A 23462-nucleotide genomic window follows, 5' to 3' on the forward strand; every position below is an offset into this window, starting at 1 on the left:
TCGGCATACGCTTCCGAAGGTTCTTCCGCATGATCAAGAAAATCGAACGTTACCCGGCCATGGCCGACCGCCAGCTCCAGCCGCGCTACACCGGTATCCCGACGTTCTTCCGGCTGCCCTATGCGGAGGTGCTCGAGGATATCGACATCGGCCTGATCGGCGTTCCGTTCGACGGCGGCGTCACGCACCGGACCGGCACGCGCCATGGTCCGCGCGAGATGCGCAACCAGTCCTCGCTCATCCGCAAACACAATCCGGCGAGCGGCATCTCGCCGTTCGAGCTGGTGCGCTGCGCCGATCTCGGCGACGCCTGGGTCGAGAAGCCCTACGAGCTCGAAGGCGCGCATCAGGAGATCGGCGCCTTCTTCCAGGACGTCTGCGCGGCCGGAATCATGCCGCTGTCGATCGGCGGCGATCATTCGATCTCGCTGCCGATCCTGCGCGCGGTCGCCAAGGACGGCCCGGTCGGCATGGTGCACATCGATGCCCATTGCGACACCGGCGACGATTATCTCGGCTCGCGCTTCCACCACGGCGCGCCGTTCCGCCGCGCGGTCGAGGAGGGCCTGCTCGACCCCAAGCGCGTGATCCAGATCGGCATCCGCGGCAGCCTCAACGTGCCGGACATGTGGGACTTCTCCTACGACACCGGCATGCGGGTCGTGGAGATCGAGGAGTTCACCGACAAGGGCTGGGCCTGGGCGGCCGAGGAGGCGCGCCGGATCGTCGGCGACGGGCCGACCTATTTCTCCTTCGATATCGACAGCCTCGACCCGTCGCAGGCGCCCGGGACCGGTACGCCAGAGATGGGCGGTATCACGGTCCGGGAGGCCCAGCGTCTGATCCGCGCGCTCGCCGGCGTCGATTTCGTCGGCGGCGATCTCGTCGAAGTGTCGCCGCCCTGGGACATCGGCGGGCTCACCACCATGTCCGGCGTGACGATCCTGTTCGAGATGCTGTGCGTGCTGGCCCAGGCGAAGGACGCGCGGCAAGCCTGAGCGGGTACGCCACGGCGACGGCTCGCGGCGGCGCTCCGGGCGTCGCCGCGCCTGCCGATCAGGCCGGAACGAGCCTCGCCTTCCGGCCGCGGGCGGCGAGGAAGACGAGGCCGCGCTGCAGCAGGATGAAGGCGAACAGCAGCGCGCCGATCACGATCTTGGTCCACCAGCTCGACAGCGTGCCGTCGAAGGTGATGTAGGTCTGGATCAGGCCCTGGATCAGCACGCCGACGAAGGTGCCGGCGACGGTGCCGACGCCGCCGGTCAGGAGCGTGCCGCCGATCACCACCGCCGCGATCGTGTCGAGCTCGACACCGGTCGCGGCGAGCGAGTAGCCGGCCGAGGTATAGAGCGCGAAGACGATGCCGGCGAGCCCGGAAAGCCCGCTCGACAGCGCATAGATGCCGACGGTGGTGCGCACCACCGGCACGCCCATCAGCCCGGCCGAGGTGCGGTTGCCGCCGATGCCGTAGACGTAGGTGCCGAAGCGGGTGAAGTGCGCGAGCACGATGCCGGCGAGCGTCGCGGCGAGCATGATGAGCGCGATCAGCGTCAGCCGCCCGCCACCGGGCATGACCCACTTCAGGCCTAAGATCGCGCTCCAGGTCGGATGCGCGATCGGGATCGAATCCGTGGTCAGCAGGAAGCAGACGCCGCGCGCGAAGAACATGCCGGCGAGCGTGACGATGAAGGGCGGCGTCTCCAGGTAGTGGATCATCAGCCCCATCACCGCGCCGAACGCGGTGGTGATCACCAGCACCAGCGCGAAGGCGACCAGCGGGTCCAGCCCGGCGCGGATCGTCACGGCCAGGAACACGCCGGTGAAGGCGATCACCGAGCCGACCGACAGATCGATGCCGCCGGACAGGATCACGAAGGTCATGCCGACCGCGGCGATGCCGAGATAGGCGTTGTCGGTCAGGAGGTTCAGCACCACGCGCAGCGACAGCATCGTGGGGAACTGCGCGGCGCAGAGCGCATAGGCGACGACGAAGACCGCGAGCGTCGCGACGAGCGGCAGGTTGCGTCCCATCGTCAGGCCCCCTTGCGCGGCAGGAAGAAGCGGAGAATCCGCAAGAAGGCCGGCGATTGCAGCACCAGGATCGCCAGGATCACCAGCGCCTTCACGATCAGGTTCATCTCGGGCGGGTAGCCGGAGAGCAGGATGCCGGTGTTCATCGCCTGGATCACGAAGGCGCCGACCAGCGACAGCAGGATCGAGAAGCGGCCGCCGAACAGCGACGTGCCGCCGACCACGACCGCGAGGATCGCGTCGAGTTCGAGCCAGAGCCCGGCGTTGTTGGCGTCGGCGCCGCGGATGTCCGCGGCGGCGATGACGCCGGCGACCGCGGCGCAGACGCCCGAGATCGCATAGGTCGCGATCAGCACGCTGCGGCTGTCGACGCCGGCATAGGTCGAGGCCCGGCGGTTGACGCCGATCGCCTCGACCAGGAGCCCGAGCGCCGTCGCCCGCACGATCGCGGCCGTAAGGAAGGCGAGGCCGAGCGCGATCACCACCGGCATCGGCAGGCCCCAGACGGTCGAACTCGATACCGCGATCAGCGACGGGTCGGTGAAGGTCACGATGACGCCATTGGTGATCAACTGGGCGATGCCGCGGCCGGTCACCATCAGGATCAGCGTCGCGATGATCGGCTGGATGTCGAGCACGGCGACCAGGATGCCGTTCCAGAGCCCGCACAGGAGGCCGACGCCGAGCGCGGCGGCAAGGATCACGATGAGGCTGTGATCGCCGGTCGCCAGCGTCGCGGCGGTGGCGCCGGCGATCGCCATGACCGCGCCGACCGACAGGTCGACGCCCTTGGTCGCGATCACCAGCGTCATGCCGATCGACAGGATCGCCACCGGCGCGCCGCGGACGAGCACGTCGACGACGCTGCCGAACAACCGGCCGTCCTGCAGGCGGATCTGGAAGAAGTCCGGGAAGAACCACCAATTGGCGAACAGCACGGCCGCGAGGGTCAGGATCTGCGGCAGCGCGCCGAGACCGATGCGGAAGGGACGGGAGGCGAGCGTCATGCGGCGGCTCCGGCTTGCGAGCTTGCCGGCGTCTCCGCGGCGATGGCGCGGACGATGCTCTCGACCCCGACCGCGTCGCCTTCGAGCATGCCGACATGGACTCGGTCGCGCAGCACCAGGACGCGATCGGCATAGGCGACGATCTCGTCGATCTCGCTTGAGATGACCAGCAGGGCGAGCCCCTCCGCGCACAGGCGTTCGATCAGGCGGATGATCTCGGCATGGGCGCCGACGTCGATGCCGCGGGTCGGCTCGTCGAGGATCAGGAAGCGCGGCTCGGTGGCGAGCCAGCGCGCCAGCAGCGCCTTCTGCTGGTTGCCGCCGGACAGGAGCTTGATCGGCTTGTCGGCGTCCGAAGTGCGGATGTCGAGCGCCTTGATGAATTTGTCGGCGATCGCCCGGCTTTCGGCGGCGCCGAGCGGCTTCAGCCAGCCGCGCCGGGCCTGCAGCGCCAGAATGATGTTCTCACGCACGCCGAGGTCGCCGACGATACCGTCGGTCTTGCGATCCTCGGGACAGAAGCCGAAGCCGAGCGAAACCGCCTTGCGCGGCGAGGCGATACGCTGGGCGGCGCCATCGACGGTCGCGGTGCCGCTGTCGGCCTCGTCGATGCCGAACAGCAGTTGCGCGGTCTCGGTGCGGCCGGAGCCGAGCAGGCCGGCGACGCCGATCACTTCGCCGGCGCGGATGTCGAGATCGAAGGGCGCCACGGAGGTGCGCCGGCCGTAGCCGCGCAAGGACATGAAGCTCTCGCCGGGCGCGCCGCGGCCGCCGTGCCGGCCGATGGTCTCGTGTTCGAGCTCGCGGCCGAGCATGGCGCGGATCACGTCGATGCGCTTCAGGCCCTCGATGTCGCGGGTCTCGACCTTGCGGCCGTTGCGCAGCACGGTCACGCGCTGGCAGAGCGCGAAGACCTGATCGAGGAAATGGGTGACGAAGATCACGCCGATGCCGCGCGCGGTCAGCTGGCGCACGGTGGTGAACAGCGACTGCACCTCGCCGGCGTCGAGGCTGGCGGTCGGCTCGTCGAGCACGAGCACCTTGCCCGACAGATCGACGGCGCGGGCGATGGCGACGATCTGCTGCACGGCGACCGAATAGTCGCCGAGCGCGGCGCGCACGTCGATGTCGAGGCCGTAGTCGGCGAGCAGCGAACGGGCGAGCGCGTTGGTCCGCGCCGCGCGACGGAAGCCGAACCAGGTCGGCTCGCGGCCGAGATAGAGGTTTTCCGCCACCGAAAGGTTCGGCAGCAGGTTGACCTCCTGATAGACCGTGCCGATGCCGAGCCGCTGGGCATCGGCGGTATCGGTCGGATCGATCGGCGTGCCGTCGAGCCGGACCTCGCCGGCATCACGCGACAGGACGCCGGTCATCACCTTGATCAGGGTCGACTTCCCGGCGCCGTTCTCGCCGAGGAGGGCATGTACCTCGCCGGCGCGCAGATCGAAATCGACCGCATCGAGCGCCCGCACGCCGGGAAACGTCTTGGTCAGCCCTCGGATCTCGAGGACGGGCTCGGAGCCTGCCACCATCCGGATCTCACAATCCTGCTTACACGGGTCCGCATCGGCCGCGGCCGACGCGGAACGGGTCGGGCGAAACGCCGTCACCGTGCCGTCCGGCCGGGCGGCACGGCGATCAGCCCCCCCTCGGGGAATGCCCGGGCGCGCGGCGCGGGTCAGGCGCCGCGCACCCTTGCGCCCTCTCAGTAGCCGAGATCCTTGCGCGCCTCGTATTCCTTGGCGGCGGTGTCCGGCAGGTAGACCTTGCTTTCGGTCTGGATCCACTTGGGCGGCATCTTGCCGTCCTTCTTGTACGCGATGACCGCGTCGAAGGCCGGGCCGGCCATGTTCGGGGTCAGTTCGACGGTGGCGTTGGCCTCGCCGTTCGCCATGGCCTTGAACAGATCCGGCACGGCGTCGATCGACACCATCAGGATGTCCTTGCCCGGCTTGAGACCGGCTTCCTTGAGCGCCTGGATCGCACCGATCTGCATGTCGTCGTTGTGGGCATAGACCGCGCAGATCGACTTGCCGCCGTTCTCGGCCTTGATGAAGCTCTCCATCACTTCCTTGCCCTTGGCGCGGGTGAAGTCGCCGGTCTGGGAACGGGTGATCTTGAGGTTCGGGTGCTTGGCGATCGCCTCGTCGAAGCCCTTCTTGCGGTTGATCGCCGGCGAGGAGCCGACGGTGCCCTGGAGTTCGACGATGTTGCAGGGCTTGTCGCCGACCGTCTTGGCCAGCCATTCGCCGGCGACGCGGCCTTCGTAGACCGTGTCGGAGGTGACGGCGGTCAGGTAGAGGCTGTCGTCCTTGCTGTCGATCGTGCGGTCGAGCAGCACGACCGGGATCTTGGCGTCCTTGGCTTCCTTGAGCACGTCGTCCCAGCCGGTGGCGACCACCGGGGCGACAAAGATCGCGCCGACGCCCTGGGCGATGAAGGACCGGATCGCCTTGATCTGGTTCTCCTGCTTCTGCTGCGCGTCCGCGATCTTCAAGTCGATGCCGCGTTTCTTGGCTTCGAGCTTGGTGACGGAAGTCTCCGCCGCGCGCCATCCGGATTCCGAGCCGATCTGCGAGAAGCCGACGGTCAGATCAGCGGCGAAGGACGATCCGCTCATCATGGCCAAGGCGCAGACGGTCCCGAGAACGATGTTCTTGAGCTTCATAAAGACCTCCCCATACGTCACCGTTCTTTTTGGGCGACTGGGGAAAAGCTTAGGCCCGGCCGACATGCCGTTCAAATGCATTTAAGGGTAAAAACGATATCGAATTTGATATGTTGCAACGCACGGTGGCGATAAGCGATTGATTCTTCACGGCTTCGCAAGGCTGGTTGTGCGATGCGGCATGACGAAATGGCTGCCGCAGCCGTGGTTCGCAGCGACCGGCAGGCCGGACTCAAGCGTCCAGATCGACCTTGCGGCCGATCCGGGATCGGGAAGACGAGATCATTCACCGAGCAGCGTCACCGCCCCGCTCAGCCGTGCGAGCGACGAGCCGCCGACATAGACATCGAAGGTGCCGGGTTCGATCCGATAGGCACCGTCGTCATCGTGGAAGCCGAGCTCCGCGACGGGGACGGTGAGCCTGACCCGCTTCGTCTCGCGCGAGGCCAGATCGACGACCGCGATCGCCTTCAGCTGCCGGAGCGGCCGGCTGCGGGTCGCAACGCGCTGGTGGACATAGAGCTGCACGATCTCGCGACCGGCGCGGTCGCTGCGGTTGGTCACGCTCGCCTCGGCGACGAGCGTGTCGCCGCGGCCGAGTGTAGGGGCGCCGAGCGTCAGGTCGGTGTACGCGAAGCGCGAATAGCTGAGGCCCCAGCCGAACGGGTAGAGCGGCGTGTTCTCCTCGTCGATGTAGCGCGACCAGAGGTCGTCGTCCTCGTCGAGGCCTTTCGGTCGGCCCGTCGGCAGGTCGTCATAGGCGAGCGGCACCTGGCCGAGGTGGCGCGGCATGGTCATCGGCAGGCGGGCGGAGGGGTTAGCCTCGCCCATCAGGATGTCGACCAGCGCCGGGCCGCCCATGGTGCCGGGCGAGAAGGCATAGAGCACGGCGCGCGCCTTCGACGCGGCTTCGGTCAGCACCATCGGCCGGCCCGCGAAGACGACCAGCACGATCGGCTTGCCGGTCCTGGCCAGGCGATCGAACAGTGCCTGCTGGTGGTTCGGCAGGCCGATGCGCGTGCGCGAGGTCGATTCCGCGGTCATGAACCAGGGCTCGCCCAGCACGGCGATCACGAGATCGGCCTTCTCGGCGGTCGCGACCGCGCGATTGAAGCCGCCGGTCTCGGTGCATTCGTCGTCGCACCCCTCGGCATAGGTCAGCGTCGTCGTCGGGCCGACCCGGCGTTTCAGCTCCTCGTAGACCACCGGCGCGTCGGTGCGCAGCCCGAGCGCGCCCCAGGCGCCCATGTGGTCGGACGCATCGCGGGCGGCGGCGCCGATCACGGCGATGCGCTTCGTGGTCTTCGCCAGCGGCAGGATCTCGTCGCGATTCTTGAGCAGCACGATCGAGCGGCGGGCGAGATCGCGCGCGGCTGCGCGGGTTTCCGGGCGGGCGAGCGCGGCCTCGGCTTGGGTCGCATCGGGATCGCGGCGTGTTTCGGCCGGGTCATAGAGGCCGAGCCGGAATTTCGTGCGCAGGATGCGGGTGACGGCATCGTCGATGCGCGTCATCGGCACGCGCCCGGAGCGGACCAGCTCCGGCAGGTTGTCGCGGAAGAAGTGGCCGGCGATCTCCATGTCGAGTCCCGCCATGACGGCGCGCTCGGCGGCCTGTGCGCCATTGCCGGCGACGCCGTGGTTCAGGAGCTCGCGGACCGAATCCCAGTCCGAGATCACGAAACCGTCGAAGCCCCATTCGGTCTTCAGGAGATCGGTCAGCATGCGCCTGTTGGCGGGCAGCGGCACGCCGTTCAGCGCATTGAAGGCGGCCATGATCACCGGCGCGCCGGCCTCGAGGCCGGCCTTGAACGGGGCGAGATAGACGTCGCGCAAGAGCGGCGTCGACAGGTCCGCCTCGGCATAGTCGCGTCCGGCACGCACCGCGCCATAGCCCACGAAGTGCTTCAGCGTCGCGCCGAGGCCCGCCTTGGCGAGGCCGCGCACGCTCGCGGCCGCGAAGCCGCGGGCGAGGAACGGATCCTCGCCGGGCCCCTCGACGACGCGGCCCCAACGCGGGTCGCGCGAGATGTCGATCATCGGGCCGAAGGCGAGGTTGACGCCCTGCGCCCCGGCCTCGCGGCCGGTCAACTCGGCCGCGGTCTCCCAGACCCGTTCGTCGAAGCTTGCCGCAAGCCCGAGCGGCACCGGGAACAGCGTCCGGTAGCCGTGGATGATGTCGCGGGCGAAGATCAGCGGGATGCCGCGCCTGGCGGCCCGCGCACGGGCCTGGAACTTCGCCATGGTCGCGGCATCGGGCATGTTGGCCATGGCACCGATCAGGCCACGATCGATCTCGCTCTCGTCGAAGGTCGCCGACCACGAGCCCATCGACATCTGGCCGACCTTCTCCTCGAGCGTCATGCGCGAGACGATATCGGCGATCTTCGCCTCGATCGCCGGATCGCGCGGGCCGGAGACGGAGCCCGTCTCCGCCGCCAGAGCCGGCATGAGGCCGGTGACGGGCGGCAGGCCCGTGAGGGTCGCGGCGACGGTGATCGCGAGTGGGGCGAGAACGGCGAGGAGACGGCGGCGCGGGCTGAGCCGGGCGGCGGGCGTCGCGGGCATGGCGGGGTCCCGTGGCGGAGGAAGGTGGCGGAACCTTTGCCGTCCGAAGTTCCGCGCGTCAAACCCCGTGCGGTGCGAGACGCCGTTGCGTCACGGGCATGTGAGCGCCTCGCACCACTTGTTTGCGATCGTGATGAATCGCCAACGGCTTCAGCCGCTCACCTTGAGGAAGATCGCATAGAGCGAGGTCTGCGCGGTGATGTAGAGCCGGTTGCGCTTCGGGCCGCCGAAGGTGACGTTGGAGACGATCTCTGGGATCGGGATGCGGCCGATCAGCGTGCCATCGGGAGCATAGGTCAGCACGGCGCCGTTGCTGGACGTCCAGATGTTGCCGAGCCGGTCGACCCGGAAGCCGTCGAAGAAGCCGGCCGGCGAGGTCGCGAACACGCGGCCGTTGGCGACGCGGTCGCCGGAGGCCGCTACGTCATAGGCGCGGATCACCGGCGCGACGTCCGGGAAATGGGTGGCGCCGGTGTCGGCGACATAGAGGACGGTCTCGTCGCGCGAGAAGGCGAGACCGTTGGGGCGGACCATGTCGGTGACGATCGCGGTGGTCACGGCCGTCTTCGGATCGAAGCGATAGAGATGGCAGGCGCCGATCTCGCTCTCGGCGGCGTGGCCCTCGTAGTCCGAATCGATGCCGTAGGTCGGGTCGGTGAACCAGATCGTGCCGTCGGACTTCACCACGACGTCGTTGGGCGAATTCAGCCGCTTGCCGTCGACCCGGTCGACGAGCGCGACCCACCGGCCGTCATGCTCCAGCCGCGACACGCGCCGGCCGCCGTGCTCGCAGGCGATCACGCGGCCTTCCGTATCGATCGTGTGGCCGTTGTGGTAGCCGCAGGGGTGCTCGAACACCGAGACCGAGCCGTCGGTCTCGTCGTAGCGCATGACCCGGTCGTTCGGGATGTCCGACCACAGCAGCGACTTCGCCGCCGGCACATAGACCGGGCCCTCCGACCAGCGGCAGCCGGTATAGAGCCGCTCGGGCAGCGCGTGGCCGATGATCAGCGCGGAAAAGCGCGGATCGAGGATCTCGTACGGGCTCGCGACCATGGTTTCTCTCCCCTCGTCGGGCGCCGGATTGAAGCGGCGGCGCCTCGTTGCGGAGAGTGAGACCCGGAGCGGCGGAGAGCGTCAAGGCTCGGACGAAAAGAAGTTTTCCGATCGCGCTGTCATGGCAGCGCCGGCACGGGCCTCAGCCGTCGAGCCCGGCGATCGCCTTGGCGAAGTCGGACGCTTCAAAGGGCTCGAGATCGTCGGCGCCTTCGCCGACGCCGATGAAATGGACCGGCAGGCGGAACTTCTCCGCGATCGCGACCAGGATGCCGCCGCGCGCTGTGCCGTCGAGCTTGGTCATGACCAGGCCCGTGACGCCAGCGACCTTGCCGAAGATCTCCACCTGGTTCAGCGCGTTCTGGCCGGTGGTGGCGTCGAGCGTCAGGAGCACGTCGTGCGGGGCGGACAGATCCTGCTTCTTGATCACGCGGACGATCTTCTCGAGCTCGGCCATCAGCTCGGCCTTGTTCTGCAGCCGGCCGGCGGTATCGATGACGAGCACGTCCGAGCCGTCGGCCTTGGCGGCCTTCAGCGCGTCGAAGGCGAGCCCGGCCGCGTCGGCGCCGGGTTCGCGGGCGATCACCGATGCGCCGGTGCGCGAGCCCCAGATGCGCAGCTGGTCGATCGCCGCGGCGCGGAACGTGTCGCCGGCGCAGAGCGTGACCTTGCGGCCCTCGCGGCCGAGCATCTGGGCCAGCTTGCCGATCGTGGTGGTCTTGCCGGTGCCGTTGACGCCGACGACCAGAATCACGTGCGGTTTCAAGCTCGTATCGATGGCAAGCGGCTTGGCGACGGGTAAGAGGACCTTTTCGACCTCGTGGGCCAACACCGCGCGGACCTCCTCGTCGGAGATCTCTTTGTCGAAGCGGTCGCGGCGCAGCGCCTCGGTGATCTTCATCGCCGTCGGCAGGCCGAGATCCGCCTGGATCAGGATGTCTTCGAGCTCGTCGAGCGTCGCGCCGTCGAGCTTGCGCTTGGTGAAGATCGCGGTGATGCCGGTCGTCAGCGACGAAGAGGTGCGCGCCAGGCCGGATTTCAGCTTCTGCCACCAGCTCTTCTTGTCCGGCTCGGCCGGAACGGGGACGGGCGGCGCGGTGATGCCCGAAAAGGTGACGGGCGAAACGGTGACGGGCGGGGCCACGGCGGGGGCAGTCGCCGGAGCCGGCTCCGGCGCGACTTCGATCACGTCCTTGGCCGTGCTCTCCGGATGCTCGAACAGCGCTTCCGCCTCGGTTTCCGAGACGGGCGGTTCGGCGTCGGGCATCGCGCGGTCGTGCGGCTCGGCCGGGATAGGCGCCTCGGCCGGCTGGTCCTTGCCCCCGAACAGCGACTTCCAGAACCCGCGTTTCTCGGTCATCAAGCCGCCTCGGCGATCAGCGCGCGGGCGGTGTGCCCGGTGATGCGCGCGGTCAGGATCTCGCCCGGCTCGGCGATCGCGGCCGGTCCGGGTTGAAGTTCGCAGAGCGTGAATTGTTCGGTGCGGCCGAGCCCGGCCTTCTCGACCAGCACGCGGCGGAGCTGGCCGACCTCGGCATCGAGGTGGGCCTGCAACGCGGCCTCGCCCTTCAGGCGCAGCCGTTCGGCGCGCGCCTTGATCGTCGCGCGGTCGAGCTGCGGCATGCGCGCGGCCGGCGTGCCGGGGCGGGGCGAGAACGGGAAGACGTGCAGATGCGTCAGCCCGCAGTCGTCGACCAACGCCAGGGAGTTCTCGAACATCGCCTCGGTCTCGGTCGGGAAGCCGGCGATCAGGTCGGCGCCGAACACGATCTCAGGCCGGCGGTCGCGCAGATCGTTGCAGAAGCGGATCGCGTCGTCGCGCAGGTGCCGGCGCTTCATGCGCTTGAGGATCATGTCGTCGCCGGCCTGCAGCGACAGGTGCATGTGCGGCATCAGCCGATGCTCGGTCGCGATGGCGTCGACCAGCGCGGGGTCGGCCTCGACACTGTCGATCGACGAGATCCGGAGGCGTTCGAGGTCCGGCACATGCTTCAGGAGGCTCTGCACCAGCGCGCCGAGGCGCGGGGTGCCGGGCAGGTCCTGGCCCCAGCTCGTGATGTCGACGCCGGTCAGCACGACCTCGGCATAGCCGTTGCCGGTGAGGCGCTTGACCTGCTCGACCACGGCGCCGGCCGGCACCGAGCGCGAATTGCCGCGGCCGTAGGGGATGATGCAGAAGGTGCAGCGGTGGTCACAGCCGTTCTGGACCTGGACGAAGGCGCGCGTGCGGCCTTCGAGCCCTTCGATCAGGTGGCCGGCGGTCTCCTTGACCGAGAAGATGTCGTTGACGCGCACCTTCTCGGTCTCGCCGATGCCGAAGGCGCCGCCGAGACCGTTCCAGCTCTCGGCCTCGAGCTTGGCGTCGTTGCCGAGCACCAGATCGACCTCGCCCATGCCGGCGAAGGTCTCCGGCTCGACCTGCGCGGCGCAGCCGGTCACGACAATGCGCGCGGTCGGGTTCTCGCGCTTCAGGCGGCGGATCTGCTGGCGCGCCTGGCGCACCGCTTCGCCGGTGACGGCGCAGGTGTTGACCACGACCACGTCTTCGAGCCCCGCCTTCTCGGCGAGTGTCTTCATGGTCTCGGATTCCACCGTGTTGAGCCGGCAGCCGAAGGTGACGACCTCGACGCCCATCACTCGGCCGCCTGCGGCGTGTCGACGACCCGGAAGGCGAGCGTGTCGAGATCCAGTTCGCCGACGAAGTCGGTCGCGACCGGGCCGGTCATCAGGATGTGGTCGTCGGAAGCGCGCCACTCGATGACGAGATCGCCGCCCGGCAGCGTGACACGGACGGTCCGGCCGGTGCGCTTGGTGCGGGCTGCGGAAACGGCCGCGGCGCAGGCGCCGGTGCCGCAGGCGCGCGTGATGCCGGCGCCGCGTTCCCAGACGCGCTGGATCAGCGAGCCTTCGCCGGTCACCTGCACGAGCGAGATGTTGGCGCGTTCCGGGAACATCGGATGATGCTCCAGCATCGGGCCGATCTTCTCGAGATCGTAGGCCTGGACGTCGTCGACCCAGAAGATCGCATGCGGGTTGCCGACGTTGACGACCGAGGGCGAATGCAGGATCGGCGCATCGATCGGGCCAATTTGGAGCTCGATCGCGCGGGTGTCGGCGAAGGGTTCCGCCAGCGGAATCTCGGCCCAGCCGAAGCGCGGCGTGCCCATGTCGACCGTGATCCATTCCGGCGCATCGCCATCGAAGGCGCGCAGCAGGCCGGCGCGGGTCTGGATGGTCACCGCCTTGGAGCCCTCCTCCTGCATCAGCAGCCAGCCGATGCAGCGCGTGGCGTTGCCGCACGCTGAGACCTCGGTGCCGTCGGCGTTGTCGATCCGCATGAAGGCGGTCGCGCCCGCCTCGGAGGGTTCCATCGTGACCATCTGATCGAAACCGATGCCGGTCGCGCGGTCGGCGAGCTTCATGATCGCTTCCGGCGACAGGCGCAGCGGCTCGCGCCGGGCATCGAGAACGAGGAAGTCGTTCCCGAGCCCGTTCATCTTGCGGAAGGGGATCGTATTGGCGGTCATTGTGTCGCCCGATAATGTCGCGAGGCCGGATTTCCGTTCTATATGCGCAAGTCCGCGGCAAAACACCAGAAGCAGCGGCGCAATTCCCCGCTGCCAGGATGAACGGGGTCGGGTCCGCCCGCCGTTCGAGGAGACTTCCGTCATGAACGACACGCCCCCCGCCGCCGCGCCGGATGAACCGCATTGGGCTCGCGTGCAGGTGCCGTCGGAGTGGGTGAGCCGGTTCCTCGCCGGGGTGCCGGCGGGGGGCTCGGTGCTCGACGTCGCTTGCGGCACCGGGCGCCACGTCCGGCTGGCGCTCGAACGCGGCTACCGGGTCACGGCGATCGATCGGGACCTGTCTCGACTCGGCGAGACGGCAACGCATCCGCGGCTGGAGACGATCGTCGCCGACCTGGAGACCGGCGCGGCATTTCCGGTCGCCGACCGGCGTTTCGACGCGGTCGTGGTCACGAACTATCTCTGGCGGCCGATCCTGCCGACGATCGCCGCCGCGGTCGCCGAGGACGGGCTCCTGATCTACGAGACCTTCGGGCCCGGCCAGGAGCGCCACGGCCGGCCGACGCAGACCGATTTCCATCTCCGGGCCAATGAACTGGCGAGGCTCGCGATCGCCACGGGGCTGGTGATCGTGGCGTTCGAACAGGGCGAGCTCGACGGGCGTTTCTGTTCCGGCGGCGCGATGAAGATCGTGCAGCGCATCGCGGCGGTCGGACCGCGCCATCGCTGGGCCCTCGAGGCGCCTCGCCCCCTCGGCGGGGAGTGAGCAGGGCTGAAATGCCTGTTACGCCATGACGTTGCGGTATTCGGCGCGTCTGCGCGCCGCGAAATCCACAAGGCGGCTCCGCTGTCGCAAGTTCGGAGTTCCGGGCGTCATCGGAACATGCGATGGAAGGCGAACGCCCGTTCGGGCGGCTGGCCCATGGACGATGAACCGTGGGCGATACGGGGGGACGCGGGCGAGCCGGGGGCGGGCGAGCCGGATCTTTCGGGAGGACGGCATGACCACCAGTTCGATGAAGACGCTCGCCACGCTCGCGCTGGCGGCCGCGATGGCGGCAGGGCCGGGCGTGGGGGCGCTCGGCCAGACCGCGCCGGCCCCGGAACCGGCCAAGCCGACCGCTCCGACTGCGCCTGCGACCCCGGAGGCCCCGTCGAGTGGAGCGCCGGCGACTGTTGCGCCGGCACCCGTTACGCCTGCCCCCGCCGCTCAGGCGCCTGCTCCCCGCGGCGCCGACCCAGACACCTCCAGCCCAGACACCTCCAGCCCAGACGCCGCCGGCCACCACGCCGCCGGCCTCTTCGCTGCCGACGCCGACGTCCCCGAGCGAAATGGCGCCGGGTGCGACCCAGTCCCCGGCGCCGGCCGAGCCGTCGAAGCCGGCGCAGACGGCCGAGCCGGAGAGCATCCTGCTGCCCGACCGGCCGGTCCTGTCGATGACCGGCACCGCGACCTGGGAGGAGGCCGAGAAGGAGCTCGGCCGCTCGTTCGAGCAGATCTTCGCGGCGATTCGCGAGGCCGGCCTGAAGCAGGCCGGGCCGCCCATGGTCGAATATACCGAGAGCGACGACGAGAGTTTTGGCTTCAAGGCCATGGTGCCGCTCGCCGACGAGGCCGGCGACAACCTGCCGGAGGATATCGAGCGCGGCCGCTCGCCGACCGGCCGCGCGCTCAAGTTCGTGCACAGGGGCTCGTTCGACGGGCTGGAGGCGGTCTACAACAAGATCTTCGACTACCTCGCCGCCAAGAACCTGCAGGTGCTCCGGGTGATCGAGGAATATCCGTCGGACCCGGCGAACACGCCGGCCGACAAGATGGTCACCAACATCTACGTGTTCACTGAGCAGCCCTAGACCGGGCAGCCTTGAACGGGCAGCTCTGACTGACGGGTGCCTTGGTCTACGGAATGGTCCTCGCCGGCCGATCGGTCGGCAGGGCGATCACGACCGCCGCAGCGGCGAGCGCCAGACCGGCGCCGGTCAGAAAAGTCGCGCCCGGGCCGATACGGTCCCAGACGATCCCCGCGAGGATGCTCGCCGGGATCATCGCGACGCCGCTCGCCAGATTGAACAGGCCGAAGCCGGTGCCGCGTAGCGCCGCCGGCGCGGTGGCGGCGACCAGCGCCGACAGCACGCCCTGGCTCAGCCCCATCGAGGCGCCCCAGAGTGCGACACCGATGAAGACGCCGGTGAGATCCGTCGCGAGGCCGAGCGCCAGATCGGCGGCGATCAGCACGACCAGGCCCGCCACCAGCAACGGCCGGCCGCCGAGGCGATCCTGCAGCCGGCCGGCCGGATAGGCGACCGCCGCATAGACGATGCTCATCGCCGCGATGACCGCGGGCGTCCAGGTGACCGGCAGGCCGGCGGCATTGGCGCGGATGACGAGAAACGCCTCGGAGAAGCGCGCCAGCGTGTAGATGACGCCGGCGAGCACCACGGCCCAATAGGCACGGGGAAAATCGCGCGCATCCGCCAGGCGGATCGGCGCGCGCGAGCGGACCGGCTCGACGCCGCGATCCTCGACCCCGAGCGCGAGCACCGCGACCGCCAGGAACGCCGGCACGACCGCGAACCAGAGCACCGTGCGGATGTCGTCGTGAAACACCATCATGAGGCCGATCGCCGCCGCCGGGCCGATCGCGGCGCCGACCGTGTCGAGCGCCTGCCGGAGCCCGAAGGCGGCGCCGCGAATGTCGGGATGGGTCACGTCGGCGATCAGGGCATCGCGCGGGGCGCCGCGGATGCCCTTGCCGACCCGGTCGGTCATGCGCGCCGCGATCACCAGTTCGACGGTCGAGGCGAGCGGGAAGGCCGGCTTGGTGAAGGCCGCCATGCCGTAGCCGAGCACGGCGAGCAGCTTGCGCTTGCCGAGCCGGTCGGACAGCCAGCCGGAGAAGATCTTGACGATCTGCGCGGTCGCCTCGGCAAAGCCCTCCAGCACGCCGAGCAGGGTCGCCGACGCGCCGAGCGTGCCGACCAGGAACACCGGCAGCAGCGCATGGATCATCTCCGATGAGACATCCATGAACAGCGACGTGATGCCGAGCGCCCAGACCGTCTTCGGCATGGCCGGGACGGTCGGGAGCCGGCGCGCGGGTTCGAAGAGAGGCGGTTTCGAGGACATCGGGACGCGGCGCTCCGGTGGAGGGTCCGTTGTCCACGGTTTTGGCGCTCGCGACAACCGCGATCGTGCGGCGAGGCCGAGCGTCAGCATGACAGTATTTGAAAGTAGAAAACCGAATACGGGTTGGGCGACAGCGAATGGATGATGCGTCTCTGTAAAAAAGTGATAATGAAATGGAACAAAGATCGATGTTTGTTACAAGGTCGAGCTCAAGCTCGGTAAGGGTCGATCTTTCTTGAGTCCGTTTTTATTGGGCGTCTTTGGTCTGCTCAAGTATCGACCATCGACACGGCCTTGCCGGTTCCGAAGGAGGATCTGATGACATTTGCGATGCGTCCCACCGGAGCCCCGACCGGTTTCGACTGCCTGGATCCGGTGCCGCTGTCGGCCGAGGACTTCGACGACTATGGCGGCGGCGTCACCTATGTCGGTCCGGCCGGGCCGGAGAACGGCCGGGCGGCGCGGGTCGCTGCGGCGGTCGATGCGTTGCGCCGGTTCGCGGGTGCGACGAAGCGCTGAAGCGATCGCCGGTCCCGCGCTCGGGCGCAAAGAAAACGGCCGGAGCGGGGCTCCGGCCGTTCGATGATCCGAGCGGATCGCGATCCTCAGTGCTGGGCGACCGCCGGGGGCGTTCCGACCGGCAGGGTCGGCTCGGCGGCATGCGCGAGCGGGTGGGCGAGCGCCTCGGCGAGCTTCTTGCGATCGAGCTCGCCTTCCCAAGCGGCCACGACGATCGCGGCGACGCCGTTGCCGGTGATGTTGGTCAGCGCGCGGCATTCGCTCATGAACTTGTCGATGCCGAGCACGATCGCCATGCCCGGGACGAGCGCCGGGTTGATGACCGCCAGCGTCGCGGCGAGCGTGATGAAGCCGGCGCCGGTGATGCCGCTGGCGCCCTTCGAGGTCAGCATGGCGACCGCGAGGATGGCGAGCTGCTGCTCGAAGGTCAGATGCGCGCCCATGGCCTGACCGATGAACAGCGTGGCCAGCGTCATGTAGATGTTGGTGCCGTCGAGGTTGAACGAGTAGCCGGTCGGAACCACGAGGCCGACGACCGGGCGGGCGCAGCCGGCGCGCTCGAGCTTGCCCATCAGCTGCGGCAGCGCGCTTTCCGACGAGGAGGTGCCGAGCACGATCAGCAGCTCGTCCTTGATGTAGGCGATGAAGCGGAAGATCGAGAAGCCGACCAGCTTGGCGATGATGCCGAGCACCACGAAGATGAACAGCGCGGCGGTGATGTAGAAGGTCGCGATCAGTCCGAGCAGGCTCGAGATCGCCGCCGGGCCGAACTTGCCGATGGTATAGGCCATCGCGCCGAAAGCGCCGATCGGGGCGGCCTTCATGACGATGCCGATCACGCCGAACACCGCATGCGAGGCCTCGTCGATGAAGCCGCGCAGTGCCTTGGCCTTGTCGCCCATGGCGAGCAGGGCGAAGCCGAACAGCACCGAGAACAGCAGCACCTGCAGGATGTCGCCGGCGGCGAAGGCGCCGACCACGCTGTCCGGAATGATGTGCATGACGAAGTCGACCGGCTTCATGTCGGCCGCCTGCTTGGCGTAGTTCGCCACCGCGGCGGCGTCCGGCGCCTTGCCGGCGAAGCCGACGCCCGGCTGTACGACGTTGCCGACGATCAGGCCGAGCACGAGCGCGAAGGTCGAGACGACCTCGAAATAGATCAGCGCCTTGACGCCGACGCGGCCGACCTTCTTGGCGTCCTGCACATGGGCGATGCCGGAGACCACGGTGCAGAAGATGATCGGCGCGATCACCATCTTGATCAGCTTGATGAAGCCGTCGCCGAGCGCCTTGATCCAGTCGTTCTTGGCGAAATCGGGATAGAGCCAGCCGACGAGCGCGCCGAGCACGATCGCGAACAGGACCTGGACATAGAGCACGCGATAGAGCGGCTTCTTCTCGTGAACGACTGCGGCGGCTGACGTGGCCATGAACGTTTCTCCCCGGGGCGGCGGATCTTTGCCGGGCCGCTCGCGCTCCTCGTCGGCCGCGAACCGGAGCTTTCGCCCATCGGATCGATTTGACCGGGTCGGAGGCGGTGGCACCGGTCCCTGGCGGGACCTGCCACCCACTTGCGCGACGGCGACCGCGCGCTCCCTCGGCGTGCGGTTGAGGACGGCAAATGCACCCGGGGAGAGGGGCTCGTCGAGTTGTGGATTCCCGACATTCCGCCCATTTCCGGCCCTTATCGAGACAAAAGTCTCAATGCCGCTTCGCCAGGCTCGGGCTCAGGCGTCGGGATCGGGCGCGAGCGAGACGCCGTTGAGCCCGGCCACGAAGTCCGACAGGGTCGGCACGAAGTCGCCGCCGTGGCCGCTCGCCACCGCGGTCGCGAAGGCGTTCTTCACCGCCGAGCCGACCGGGTTCGCCACGCCGGCCGCGTTGGCGAGACCGTCGAGATAGCGCACGTCCTTCAGCGCGTTGGCGAGGGTGAACTTGTGCGCCTCGGGATTGCGGTTGATCACCCAGTCGAAGAACGTCTGGTAGAAGCCGCAATCCATGCGGCTGCCGCGCAGCACGCTGTCGAACACCTGCGGCGAGATGCCGGTCTTCTGGGCGAGGGTGAGCGCCTCGGCATAGATCGAGGCGTAGCCGAGCGAGACGAAGTTGTTGAGCAGCTTCATCTTGTGGCCGTCGCCGACCGCACCGATGCGAACGCTCTTCGCCGCCCAGGCGCGGATCACCGGCTCGATCCGCGCATAGGTCGCCTCGTCGGTGCCGACCATGGCGGAGAGCTGGCCGGCCTCGGCCTGCGCCGGCGTGCCGCCGAGCGGCGCATCGACGAAGGTGACGCCCGCGGCCGCGGCCTCGCTTGCGAGCTGCAACGTCGAGGTCGGGTCCGCGGTGGTGCAGTCGATGATGACGGTGCCGGGCGCGGCGCCGGCGAGGAGGCCGTTCGGGCCCCGCATGTTGGCTTCGACCTCGGGCGAACCGGTCACGCAGAGGAATACGATCGTCGAGGCGCGCGCGACCTCGGCCGGCGTCTTCACCTCGGTCGCGCCCTTGGCGACGAGCGCTTCAATGGGCGCGCGGTTGCGATGGCCGAGAATGGTGAGCGGAAACCCCTTCGCGAGCAGGTTCGCCGCCATGCCACGGCCCATGAAACCGAGGCCGATGAATCCGATGCGTTCGCTGGTCATTGTCGTTCCCTCCCGGGATTTTTGATCGGCGGATCGCCGCCGTGTTCGGGAGGCACGATAATCTGGTATATGAGTGGCCGATAGACTGCCTGCGCGATGGCTGCCGCCCGGTGCCGCACCCGACCAGGGCACCTCGGGCGCCGTTCGGTCCGCTCATAGGACGGCCGCGCGCCCCCTTCCTTGACTCTCCCGCGCATTTGCGCCATAGCACGCGCCTCTCGCCGATGTTTTCGTCGACGACCCGCCGACCGGGACTTGGATCCCGGAGGTCAACGCCCGCCAGCGCGATGCGCCCGCGGGCGCGTTTTCGTTTGGTCCGGTCTCCGGTTCGCCGCTGATCGCACCTTCCGAAGCCGGGCGGGCCGACCGATATGGAGACGCGCGAGGGAGACGTGAACGCCGGCGACAAGGCCGGGCCTCGTGTGACACCGCCGACCCTCGGCGGTTCCGATGGACGAAACGGACAGGACGTCCGCTTCGATCGAACCACCAGAGGCCCGGGCGCCGCCGGGAGAGAAGGACGCCATGTTCGAGAGCCTTTCGGAACGCCTGTCCGGCATTCTGGACAAGCTGACCCGCCGCGGCGCGCTGACGGAGAACGACGTCGGCGAAGCCATGCGCGAGGTGCGCCGCGCGCTCATCGAAGCCGACGTCGCGCTCGACGTCGTGCGTTCGTTCACCGACAAGGTCCGCGCCCGCGCGGTCGGCCAGGAAGTGCTGCGCTCGGTCACGCCGGGCCAGCAGGTCATCAAGATCGTCCACGACACGCTCGTGGAGATGCTCGGCTCCGACGCCCGGCCGATCGATCTCGAGGCGCCGGCGCCGGTCTGCATCATGATGGTCGGCCTGCAGGGCTCGGGCAAGACCACCACCACCGCCAAGATCGGCAAGCGGCTGACCGAGCGCATGCGCCGCAAGGTGCTGCTCGCCTCGCTCGACACGCGCCGTCCGGCCGCGCAGGAACAGCTGCGCGTGCTCGGCGAACAGAACGCCGTCGCGACGCTGCCGATCGTCGCCGGCGAGAGCCCGACCCAGATCGCCGAGCGCGCGATGACCGCGGCCCGGCTCGGCGGCTATGACGTCGTCATCCTCGACACCGCCGGCCGCATCCACATCGACGAGCCGCTCATGCTCGAGATGGCCGAGATCAAGCGGGTCGCGAAGCCCCACGAGATCCTGCTCGTCGCCGACAGCCTGACCGGCCAGGACGCCGTCAATCTGGCGAAGTCGTTCGACGAGCGCGTCGGCATTACCGGCATCGTGCTGACCCGCATGGACGGCGACGGCCGCGGCGGCGCGGCGCTGTCGATGCGCTTCGTCACCGGCAAGCCGATCAAGCTGATCGGCGTCGGCGAAAAGGCCGATGCGCTCGAGGACTTCGATCCGAGCCGCATCGCCGGCCGCATCCTCGGCATGGGCGACATCGTCGCCCTGGTCGAGAAGGCCGCGCAGGAGATCGACATCCAGAAGGCCGCCAAGGCGGCCCAGCGGATGCAGAAGGGTCTGTTCGACCTCGACGATCTCTCCGAGCAGCTGCGCCAGATGCAGAAGCTCGGCGGCATGAAGGGGATCATGGGGCTCATGCCCGGCATGGGCAAGATGAAGGGTCAGCTCGACGCCGCCGGGCTCGACGACCGTTTCATCAAGCGTCAGCTCGCGATCATCTCCTCGATGACCAAGGCCGAGCGCGCCAAGCCGGAGATCCTGGCCGCCTCGCGCAAGCGCCGCATCGCGGCCGGTTCCGGCACCAAGGTCGAGGACATCAACCGGCTGCTGAAGCAGCACCGGCAGATGGCCGACATGATGAAGATGATGGGCAAGAAGAAGGGCGGCCTGCTCGGCGGCCTCGGCTCGATGTTCGGCGGCGGCATGCCGGACATGGATCCGGCTGCGCTCGAGGAACTGGCCAAGTCGGGCAAGATCCCCGGCATGCCGCAGGGCGGCGCCGGTGGTCTGCCGGGCGGCCTGCCGCCGGGATTGCCCGGCGGGATGGGGCTGCCAAGGGCTTCCCCGGTCTGCCCGGCGGGCCGAAGGGCCTGGGGTTCCCGGGCCTGCCCGGTCTCGGCAAGAAGAAGTGACGAGGACGGACATGACCGACGCTGCCCAGTCCGCCGCTGCCCAGTCCCCGATTGAAGGTGCGCCCGCGATCCATCCGGAGCTCGCCCGGCTGCGCCAGTCGATCGACAACATCGACGCGGCGCTGATCTGCATTCTGGCCGAACGCTTCCGCTGCACGCGGGCGGTCGGCGAACTGAAGGCCCGCGAGGGCCTTCCGGCGTCCGATCCGGGGCGCGAGGCGGTGCAGATCGCCCGTCTGCGCCAGCTCGCGGCCGACGCCAAGCTCGATCCCGACTTCGCCGAGAAGTTCCTCGGCTTCGTCGTCAAGGAAGTCATCCGCCACCACGAAGCCATTCGTGACGGCCGGAGCTGATCAGTTTCAACGGAATTCCAAGGACCAACAGGAGTAACCCATGTCCCTCAAGATCCGTCTCGCCCGTGGCGGCACCAAGAAGCGTCCGTACTACCGCATCGTCGTCGCCGACGCCCGCAGCCCGCGTGACGGCCGCTTCATCGAGAAGATCGGCACCTATAACCCGATGCTGCCGAAGGACGGCGAGCGCGTCGTGCTCGTGACCGAGCGCGTCCAGCATTGGCTCTCCGTCGGCGCCCAGCCGACCGATCGCGTCGCCCGCTTCCTCGACGCCGCCGGCCTGTCGAAGCGCGAGGCCCGCAACAATCCGCAGAAGGCCGAGCCGGGCAAGAAGGCCCAGGAGCGCGCTGCCGAGAAGGCCAAGAAGGCCGCCGCCGCTCAGGAAGCAGCCGCCGAGTGATCGGACAGGCATCGCGCGCATCGTCGGGGCCGCTCGTGAAGGGTCGTCGTCATGGATGATCGTCTGATCCTGGTCGGCCAGATCGGCGCCGCGCACGGTATCCGCGGCGAGGTGCGGGTGAAGTCCTTCACCGCGCCCGCCGATGCGATCGCGGACTACGGCCCGCTCACCGCGACCGACCGGAAGGGTCGGTCGCGTGTGCTGACCGTCGACCGGCTGCGCGATCAGGGCAATGTCCTGGTCGTGAAGTTCGCCGAGATCGCCGATCGCACCGCAGCCGAGGCGCTGAACGGCACGACGCTGGCCGTCGACCGTTCGGCGCTGCCCGAGCCGGAGGACGAGGAGACCTTCTACCACGCCGATCTGATCGGCCTTCCCGCGGTCGATGCGGACGGCACGGTGCATGGCGTGGTGGTGGCGATCCAGGACTTCGGCGCCGGCGATCTCCTGGAGATCGCCCCGGAGGGTGGCAAGTCGGTCTACCTGCCGTTCACCAGGGCCTTCGCGCCGACCATCGATCTCGCCCATGGCCGGATCGTGATCGCGCCGCCCGAGGGCCTGTTCGGCGGTGGTTCCGACGATGCGGCCGCCGAGGCGGAAGCGCGGGCCGCCGGTGCCGATGGTGTCGGTCAGGCGGTGTCGGACGATGCCGTGGGGCCGAACGACGCCGAAGGGCAGAACGGTGGGGGCAAGGCGCCGTGAGCGGTTTCCGCGCCACGGTGCTGACGCTCTATCCCGAGATGTTCCCGGGGCCGCTCGGCCTCTCGCTCTCGGGACGGGCGCTCGACCGTGGCGACTGGTCGCTCGATGTCGCCAACATCCGCGATGCGGCGACCGACCGGCATCGGTCGGTGGACGACACGCCGTCGGGCGGCGGACCGGGCATGGTCATGCGGGCCGACGTGGTCGCCCGCGCGATCGATACCGTGTCGCCCGCCGACGATCCCCGGCCGCGGCTCTACATGAGCCCGCGCGGCCGGCGGCTCGATCAGCGCCTCGTGCGCGATCTCGCGGCCGGTCCCGGCGTGGTGATCCTGTGCGGTCGCTTCGAGGGGCTCGACGAGCGGGTGATCGAAGGGCGCGGGCTGATCGAGGTCTCGATCGGCGACTACGTGCTCTCCGGCGGCGAACTCGCCGCGCAGGTGACGCTCGACGCGGTCGTCCGGCTGCTGCCGGGCGTGATGGGAAAGATCGAGTCCGGCTCGGAGGAGAGCTTCGAGGCCGGGCTCCTGGAATACCCGCAGTACACCCGGCCGCAGGTCTGGGAAGGGCGGGAGATACCGGAAATCCTCACCTCTGGCGACCATGGCCGCATTCGGGCATGGCGTCGGGCCGAGGCCGAACGGATCACGCGCGAACGGCGCCCGGATCTCTGGGACGCCTACCGGGCGGGGACGGACGGAACGACATGAAGAATCACGGCAGGTCGGCCCTCGAGACCACGACGAGGGCATGACAAGCCGCGGAACTTCGAGTATAGGCAACGCCAACG

20 protein-coding genes and 1 pseudogene are annotated in these 23462 nt (G+C 68.8%); 9 read left to right on the top strand and 12 right to left on the bottom strand.

Going from position 1 to position 23462, the window contains the following annotated elements:
- Nucleotides 1-29: 29 nt before the first annotated feature.
- Entirely contained in the window at nt 30-998 is a 969-nt protein-coding gene (speB, locus tag ABS361_19165; GenBank protein XBY44141.1) for an agmatinase, read from the top strand.
- Between the two features lie 58 nt (nt 999-1056).
- Here speB and yjfF read toward each other — a convergent pair whose 3' ends face one another.
- From yjfF to dapF, 9 genes are all read right to left on the bottom strand, one after another.
- The gene (yjfF, locus tag ABS361_19170) at nt 1057-2031 is read right to left on the bottom strand and encodes a galactofuranose ABC transporter, permease protein YjfF (protein XBY44142.1); all 975 of its coding nucleotides are present in this window, start codon (nt 2029-2031) and stop codon (nt 1057-1059) included.
- A 2-nt stretch (nt 2032-2033) separates the two neighbouring features.
- Nucleotides 2034-3038 (bottom strand): ABC transporter permease, encoded by a 1005-nt coding sequence (locus ABS361_19175; protein ID XBY44143.1) that lies wholly within the window; start codon nt 3036-3038, stop codon nt 2034-2036.
- Nucleotides 3035-4570, bottom strand: coding sequence for a sugar ABC transporter ATP-binding protein (locus ABS361_19180; GenBank protein ID XBY46948.1), 1536 nt, complete (start codon nt 4568-4570; stop codon nt 3035-3037). The genes ABS361_19175 and ABS361_19180 overlap by 4 nt, the downstream gene beginning before the upstream one ends.
- 173 nt (nt 4571-4743) lie before the next feature.
- The gene (ytfQ, locus tag ABS361_19185) at nt 4744-5706 is read right to left on the bottom strand and encodes a galactofuranose ABC transporter, galactofuranose-binding protein YtfQ (protein ID XBY44144.1); all 963 of its coding nucleotides are present in this window, start codon (nt 5704-5706) and stop codon (nt 4744-4746) included.
- Between the two features lie 282 nt (nt 5707-5988).
- Nucleotides 5989-8271 carry a glycoside hydrolase family 3 N-terminal domain-containing protein gene (locus tag ABS361_19190; GenBank protein XBY44145.1) on the bottom strand — a complete coding sequence of 761 codons (2283 nt, stop codon included), beginning with the start codon at nt 8269-8271 and terminating at the stop codon, nt 5989-5991.
- Between the two features lie 150 nt (nt 8272-8421).
- Complete coding sequence (locus ABS361_19195) at nt 8422-9327, bottom strand: SMP-30/gluconolactonase/LRE family protein (protein XBY44146.1); 906 nt, start codon at nt 9325-9327, stop codon at nt 8422-8424.
- A 142-nt stretch (nt 9328-9469) separates the two neighbouring features.
- Nucleotides 9470-10687 carry a signal recognition particle-docking protein FtsY gene (gene ftsY, locus ABS361_19200; GenBank protein XBY44147.1) on the bottom strand — a complete coding sequence of 406 codons (1218 nt, stop codon included), beginning with the start codon at nt 10685-10687 and terminating at the stop codon, nt 9470-9472.
- Nucleotides 10687-11961 carry a tRNA (N(6)-L-threonylcarbamoyladenosine(37)-C(2))-methylthiotransferase MtaB gene (gene mtaB / locus ABS361_19205; GenBank protein ID XBY44148.1) on the bottom strand — a complete coding sequence of 425 codons (1275 nt, stop codon included), beginning with the start codon at nt 11959-11961 and terminating at the stop codon, nt 10687-10689. Before mtaB ends, ftsY begins: the two co-directional genes overlap by 1 nt.
- Nucleotides 11961-12824: a diaminopimelate epimerase gene (gene dapF, locus ABS361_19210; protein XBY46949.1), complete on the bottom strand. Its 864-nt coding sequence runs from the start codon at nt 12822-12824 to the stop codon at nt 11961-11963. Before dapF ends, mtaB begins: the two co-directional genes overlap by 1 nt.
- A gap of 172 nt (nt 12825-12996) precedes the next feature.
- On the opposite strand from dapF, the gene ABS361_19215 reads away from it, so the two are divergent.
- Nucleotides 12997-13620, top strand: coding sequence for a class I SAM-dependent methyltransferase (locus ABS361_19215; GenBank protein XBY44149.1), 624 nt, complete (start codon nt 12997-12999; stop codon nt 13618-13620).
- Between the two features lie 566 nt (nt 13621-14186).
- The gene (locus ABS361_19220) at nt 14187-14708 is read left to right on the top strand and encodes a GyrI-like domain-containing protein (protein ID XBY44150.1); all 522 of its coding nucleotides are present in this window, start codon (nt 14187-14189) and stop codon (nt 14706-14708) included.
- Between the two features lie 46 nt (nt 14709-14754).
- Here the strand turns inward: ABS361_19220 and ABS361_19225 are convergent, their stop codons facing one another.
- Entirely contained in the window at nt 14755-15924 is a 1170-nt protein-coding gene (locus ABS361_19225; GenBank protein ID XBY44151.1) for an MFS transporter, read from the bottom strand.
- A gap of 375 nt (nt 15925-16299) precedes the next feature.
- On the opposite strand from ABS361_19225, the gene ABS361_19230 reads away from it, so the two are divergent.
- Complete coding sequence (locus ABS361_19230) at nt 16300-16500, top strand: hypothetical protein (protein XBY44152.1); 201 nt, start codon at nt 16300-16302, stop codon at nt 16498-16500.
- Nucleotides 16501-16586: 86 nt separating this feature from the next.
- On the opposite strand, the gene ABS361_19235 is transcribed toward ABS361_19230, so the two are convergent.
- Together ABS361_19235 and ABS361_19240 are read right to left on the bottom strand one after the other, a co-directional pair.
- Nucleotides 16587-17930, bottom strand: a complete 1344-nt coding sequence (locus ABS361_19235; protein ID XBY44153.1) for a dicarboxylate/amino acid:cation symporter — start codon at nt 17928-17930, stop codon at nt 16587-16589.
- A gap of 297 nt (nt 17931-18227) precedes the next feature.
- Nucleotides 18228-19271, bottom strand: a complete 1044-nt coding sequence (locus tag ABS361_19240) for an NAD(P)-dependent oxidoreductase (protein XBY44154.1) — start codon at nt 19269-19271, stop codon at nt 18228-18230.
- Between the two features lie 393 nt (nt 19272-19664).
- On the opposite strand from ABS361_19240, the pseudogene ffh reads away from it, so the two are divergent.
- The 5 genes and pseudogenes from ffh to trmD all read left to right on the top strand — a co-directional run bounded on the left by ffh (nt 19665) and on the right by trmD (nt 23382).
- Nucleotides 19665-21217 (top strand): annotated as a pseudogene (gene ffh / locus ABS361_19245) (signal recognition particle protein).
- Nucleotides 21218-21228: 11 nt separating this feature from the next.
- Nucleotides 21229-21570, top strand: a complete 342-nt coding sequence (locus tag ABS361_19250; protein XBY44155.1) for a chorismate mutase — start codon at nt 21229-21231, stop codon at nt 21568-21570.
- Between the two features lie 40 nt (nt 21571-21610).
- Nucleotides 21611-21970, top strand: a complete 360-nt coding sequence (gene rpsP / locus ABS361_19255; protein XBY44156.1) for a 30S ribosomal protein S16 — start codon at nt 21611-21613, stop codon at nt 21968-21970.
- 51 nt (nt 21971-22021) lie between these two features.
- On the top strand, nt 22022-22672 hold the full coding sequence (gene rimM, locus ABS361_19260) for a ribosome maturation factor RimM (protein XBY44157.1): 651 nt from the start codon (nt 22022-22024) through the stop codon (nt 22670-22672).
- Nucleotides 22669-23382 (top strand): tRNA (guanosine(37)-N1)-methyltransferase TrmD, encoded by a 714-nt coding sequence (gene trmD / locus ABS361_19265; protein ID XBY44158.1) that lies wholly within the window; start codon nt 22669-22671, stop codon nt 23380-23382. Before rimM ends, trmD begins: the two co-directional genes overlap by 4 nt.
- Nucleotides 23383-23462: the final 80 nt, after the last annotated feature.

It is taken from the genome of Ancalomicrobiaceae bacterium S20, from assembly GCA_040269895.1.
Lineage (GTDB): Bacteria > Pseudomonadota > Alphaproteobacteria > Rhizobiales > Ancalomicrobiaceae > Methyloraptor > Methyloraptor flagellatus.